The organism is Boseongicola sp. (assembly GCF_057460485.1).
In genome coordinates this window covers 1-5,112 of sequence record NZ_JBVCWP010000274.1, presented here as the reverse complement: position 1 = coordinate 5,112, position 5,112 = coordinate 1, and the positions used below count along the sequence as shown (strand labels likewise).

The 5,112-nt window shown below is 56.6% G+C and carries 4 protein-coding genes and 1 pseudogene; all 5 read left to right on the top strand.

What is annotated here, in order from left to right; translation table 11 throughout:
* Positions 1–325, top strand: a 325-nt coding sequence (locus AC221Y_RS20125) for a hypothetical protein (protein WP_486708178.1), incomplete at its 5' end; no start/stop codon positions are given.
* Positions 322–2,040 (top strand): V-type ATP synthase subunit A, encoded by a 1,719-nt coding sequence (locus AC221Y_RS20120; protein ID WP_486708177.1) that lies wholly within the window; start codon positions 322–324, stop codon positions 2,038–2,040. The genes AC221Y_RS20125 and AC221Y_RS20120, both read left to right, overlap by 4 nt.
* A complete protein-coding gene (locus AC221Y_RS20115) occupies positions 2,030–3,433 on the top strand; it encodes a V-type ATP synthase subunit B (protein WP_486708176.1) in 1,404 nt (467 codons plus the stop codon). Before AC221Y_RS20120 ends, AC221Y_RS20115 begins: the two co-directional genes overlap by 11 nt.
* The gene (locus AC221Y_RS20110) at positions 3,430–4,038 is read left to right on the top strand and encodes a V-type ATP synthase subunit D (protein WP_486708175.1); all 609 of its coding nucleotides are present in this window, start codon (positions 3,430–3,432) and stop codon (positions 4,036–4,038) included. The genes AC221Y_RS20115 and AC221Y_RS20110 overlap by 4 nt, the downstream gene beginning before the upstream one ends.
* Positions 4,039–4,196: 158 nt before the next feature.
* A pseudogene (locus tag AC221Y_RS20105) lies at positions 4,197–4,901 on the top strand (IS6 family transposase).
* Positions 4,902–5,112: the final 211 nt, after the last annotated feature.

Below are 5,112 nucleotides of genomic sequence, written 5' to 3'. Positions count from 1 at the left end.
GTGGGCAGAAAAAGACAGCCGGGAGCTTTGGTGCCGTAACGTGCTGGCCGTCGCATTCCAACGCTTTCCAGTGAAAGAATGGCGGTTGGAGTATCCTGCCGGGTTTCCCTTGGACGAGCTCGCCAGTCTGGTCAGCGAGATATTGGATCGCACGGATATCGAGCCTGAATGCAGCGCCGGCAACTGCCTCCGTGCGGGAGTTCGCATTCATTCCGGCACCGCCTGCGTTGATGGTTCGATCGCGGCGATAGTGGCAGACCAGCAAAGAAACAGTGCCAAATTTCTAAGCCTTCTGCTGACGACGAGACAGGACGACACATCATGAACATCGCCTCTATCCTCTCCGTTGCCGGCCCTGTGGTTAAGGCAATGCGCCATGGTCCGATGAGTATGGGCGAGGCGGTTCGTATCGGCCCGAACGATTTGTTGGGCGAGGTCGTTCGCTTGACGGATTCCGGCTGCACGATCCAGATTTACGACGACACGACCGGACTGCGCCCCGGGGACACCATCAAAGGCTCCGGGCAGCCTTTGTCGGTCAAGCTGGGACCGGGGCTGTTGGGCAATATTTTCGATGGTCTTCTGCGACCACTCAAGCCCGATCCCGAGATCGTCCGTTATGATTTCGAACCTTTGGTGGAAAAGGGCGATTCTTTGCGTGCCGGAATGCGGTTCGCTACGGTTTCTGGAGCGGCGAACCAGCAGTTTGCAATCGTGCCACCGCATATTGCCCAAGCCGTGGTTTCCAGCATTGCCAAAGGCACATTCGCAGACGACCAGACTGTCTGCACCGTCACCACGCCAGATGGCGCAAACATCGACCTGACCCTGAGCCATAGCTGGCCGGTGCGGGTAACGCGCCCGGTACGCAAGCGCCTTCCATCGAACACAATGATGGTGACCGGTCAGCGTATACTGGATGCGATGTTCCCTGTTTCGCGTGGCGGGCGTGCCGCTATTCCCGGCGGCTTCGGAACCGGTAAAACAGTATTGCAGGAAACGCTGGCAAAATGGTGCGATGCGGATGTCATTATATATGTTGGCTGTGGAGAGCGCGGCAACGAGATGGCCGAAGTGCTGCACGAATTTCCGGAACTGATTGATCCGCGCACCGAGCGGCCGCTTATGGAACGCACGGTGATCATCGCCAACACATCGAACATGCCGGTCGCCGCACGCGAGGCCTCGATCTATACCGGTGTGACGGTGGGAGAATATTTCCGCGATCAGGGCTTCAATGTCACGTTAATGGCCGACAGCACCAGCCGATGGGCGGAAGCGCTGCGCGAAGTGTCTGGTCGTTTGGGCGAATTGCCAGGCGAAGGCGGTTACCCTGCCTATCTAAGTTCACGGCTGTCGGAGTTTTACGAGCGTGCGGCACGCGTGGAGACCCTGGATGGCGCCGATGCATCGCTCACCTTGATCGGGGCCGTCAGCCCACCCGCCGGAGATTTTTCCGAGCCGGTGACAAGCCATACCAAGCGCTATGTGCGATGTTTTTGGGGGCTGGACAGGGGGCGTGCGCAGGCGCGCTTTTATCCGGCGATTCACCCGCTGCAATCCTATTCCGAAGACGCGGACAACCTGCAAGCCTGGTGGACCAAGCATGGCAATCCTAATTGGCAGGAACAACGCGAGAGAATTCTCGTCTTGCTGGAGGAACAGGCAAAACTGGAACGCATGGCCAGGATCGTTGGAAAAGATGCCCTTCCTCCCAGCCAACAGCTCGCGTTGCTTTGTGCAGGCCTCGTCGACGAGGCCTTTCTGCGACAGTCAGCTTTTTCGGAGGTGGATAGATACTGTTCGCCCGAACGCCAGACCGCGATGCTGCAGATTTTGCTGGAGTTCTTTGATCTTGCTGCTTCAGCGGTGGAGGCCGGCGTCGAGACCGCCGACATCGCGAGCACCGCCTCTTTTCGGCGTCTTTCGCGCATGGGAGAAGAGATTGGCGAAGGCCGGATTGCAAATTTTCAAACGCTTATCCGCCAGATGGAACAGGATCTGACCACATTGAAAATGGAGGTTGGCAATGCTGTTTGAATTGCGGTCCGACAAAAACGTTACCGCGATCGAGGGGCCGCTGCTGTTCCTGAAACGAAATGTGGAAGTGGGCCTGAATGAATCCATCGAAGTCTCGATCGAGGGTGGCGCACCACGGCTTGGCCGGATTGTCGCGCTGGACGAAGAACAGATCATCGTCGAAATGCTGGAGGACTCCAGCGGATTGCGGGTCGAGGACGTGCGTGTGCACTTTTTCGGCGAACCGATGAAAATGGCTTTGGGGCCGGGTATGCTCGGTCGCGTGTTTGACGGGATGGGCCGCCCGCGCGATGCAGGGGCGCCAATAGCGGCGCGAATGGAAAAACGCATCGATGTCGCCGTGATTAATCCGGCGGTGCGTGGTCTGCCACAGGATTTCATTTCGACCGGCGTATCCTCAATCGATATTTTGAATTCGCTGGTTCGTGGGCAGAAACTGCCGATATTTTCCGCTGGAGGATTGCCGCATGATCGCCTCGCGACGGCCATCGCACAATCGGCAAGGTTGCATTCGCGTGACGGCAAGGACTCTGATGAAGGTTTTGCGGTGGTTTTCGCCGGCATTGGTATTTCGCATGACAGCGCTGAATCCTTCCGCCGCGCGATGGAGGTTTCCGGTGCTCTGGAACACACCGCGATGTTCCTGAATCTCGCCAGTGAACCCTCGGCCCAGCGGCTGCTGACGCCCCGTTTCGCATTAACGGCTGCGGAGTATCTGGCATTCGAAGAGGATCGCCATGTTCTGGTGATCCTTACCGATATGACCAACTATTGCGAAGCCCTGCGCGAGGTCTCGGCCAGTCGCGGCGAAATTCCGTCGCGGAAAGGCTATCCGGGCTTCATGTATTCCGACCTCGCGACCATCTATGAACGCGCGGGCTGGATTCAAGGCAAGAAGGGAACGCTGACGCAATTGCCGATCCTGACCATGCCTGCCGATGATATCAGCCACCCGATCCCGGATATCACCGGTTATATCACCGAAGGCCAGATCGTACTGGACCGGGAGTTGGCCCACAGGGGCGTCTACCCACCAGTCAATGTACTATCCAGCCTGTCGCGATTGATGGATCAGGGGATCGGCGAAGGCTTTACACACGCGGATCATCCGGCACTGGCGCAGCAACTCTTTGCCTCCTATGCCAAGGCGGTTCGTGTCAGAATTCTGTCCAGTGTTGTGGGGCGCGACGGGTTGACGGAAACGGACCACACTTATCTTGATTTCGGGGATCGCTTCGAGGATGCCTTTGTAAGCCAAACGAAGATGCGGACGTTCGAAGAAAGTATGAAGATAGGATTTCAAATCCTCGCCCACTTGCCTGTCGCAGAGCTGTCGCGCCTCAACGACGAACAGTTAGAACGCTACTTCAATTCAGAAGAGACCGAGGAATGAGTGATTTCACCCCGACCCGTGGCGTAGCCCTAATGCTGGCGGAGGAAAAAGACCTAATAAAGACAGGCTTTGAATTCCTCGACGAGAAACGGATATTATTGGCTGCAAACCTCCTGCGCGAACTCAAAGAATGGAAGGAGATATCAGCGGAGTACGAGGTCAATAGCGAACGCGCCGCCCTTGCCTTGAACGGCGCCGTCATGCGTCACGGATTGGAGGGGGTGCAGCTTTACCCTGCGCTAAGCAAGGATGTAGATGCTATGAATCTCAAGACAATGAATTACCTCGGAGTCAAACTGGCCTCCGAGCCCGAACTGGGTTGGTCTGTTGAGCCTGTTGCGGGTGCTGTCGATCCATCCATGCAAGCGGAAGATTGCCGACAAGCCTTTTCAAAGCTTGTGCCTTTAGCTGCGCGGCTGGCGGTCAAGCAGTCCAACATCGCGCGTTTGGTCAAGGAATATCGGGCAACCGAACGTCGAGCACGAGCATTGGAAAACGTGTTGTTGCCCGAAGTCTCGTCTGCCCTTCGTAAAATTACCGACTATCTCGATGAGGCGGACCAGGAAGAAGCTATCCGAATCCGTAGTGCAGCCGGGCAGAACTAGAGCGGTTCGAGCCTGTCAGGGGGTCCTGTCAAATTAAAAGGCCTTGAGGAGGGAAGCGTGCAACAATTGGGTCTCCAATGCGTCCCAAGACCACTATTATCGGCACTGTCAGAAGAAACTGGCTTGAGCCGGGCAGGGTGGATTTGTAGCGTCTGGAAATGACCAAACCTGATCCATTTCGCTATTTCAAAACGAGTCGTGAGATTATCCGCCTGGCGGTGATGCTGTACGTCCGTTTCCCTCTGTCACTTCGCAATGTGGAAGATTTGCTCCACGAACGCGGCATCGATGTCAGCCATGAAGCTGTGACATACTGGTGGCATCGGTTCGGTCCGATGTTTGCAGCGGAGATCCGAAAACGGCGTATTGCCGGAATGAAATCCAGCTAATGGCGGTGGCATCTGGACGAGATGTTCGTGAAGATCAACGGTGAGCGACACTACCTTTGGCGGGCCGTGGATCACGAAGGTGAAATCCTGGAAAGCTTCGTCACAAAGACACGCGACAAGAAAGCTGCGCTAAAATTCCTAAAGAAAGCAATGCGCAAACACGGTCGACCCGAGGAGATCGTCACGGACCGGCTGCGCTCTTACGGTGCGGCGCTTAAGGAGATCGGTGCAGCAGGCCGGCAAGAAACGGGCCGCTGGTTGAACAACCGCGCCGAGAATTCACATCTGCCGTTTCGACGACGGGAGAGGGCGATGCTCCGTTTCAGGCGCATGCGAAGTCTGCAGAAATTCGCCGCTGTCTAGGCTTCAATTTACAATCTGTTCAATTCAGAAAGAAGCCTCCACTCACGACCCAATTTCGAGCTCAACCGCGCCGCCGCTCTTGCCGAGTGGCGTGGTCTCTGCGCTGGATAAGGGGTAGCATCACTGTCCTTGCAGAGACTGGTTCGCATTTGTCTGACAGCACCTGCGCGGCGGGTGGGTGCGGCAGGCGGCGCGTCTGGGCGCCCAGGCCGCCCCAAAAATGGGATGTGCAGTCACTTGGATTTCAATCGACCTTACCTCGTGAAATAGGTGGTCCGGTGGTCCCGCGATCAAGGCAGGCGTGTTGGATAAATCCTTGGAG

What these genes read in the sequence shown, in the direction of transcription:
- AC221Y_RS20110 (WP_486708175.1), top strand. Translation starts at nt 3,430, where the DNA reads ATGAGTGATTTCACCCCGACCCGTGGCGTAGCCCTAATGCTGGCGGAG.
- AC221Y_RS20115 (WP_486708176.1), top strand. Translation starts at nt 2,030, where the DNA reads ATGCTGTTTGAATTGCGGTCCGACAAAAACGTTACCGCGATCGAGGGG.
- AC221Y_RS20120 (WP_486708177.1), top strand. Translation starts at nt 322, where the DNA reads ATGAACATCGCCTCTATCCTCTCCGTTGCCGGCCCTGTGGTTAAGGCA.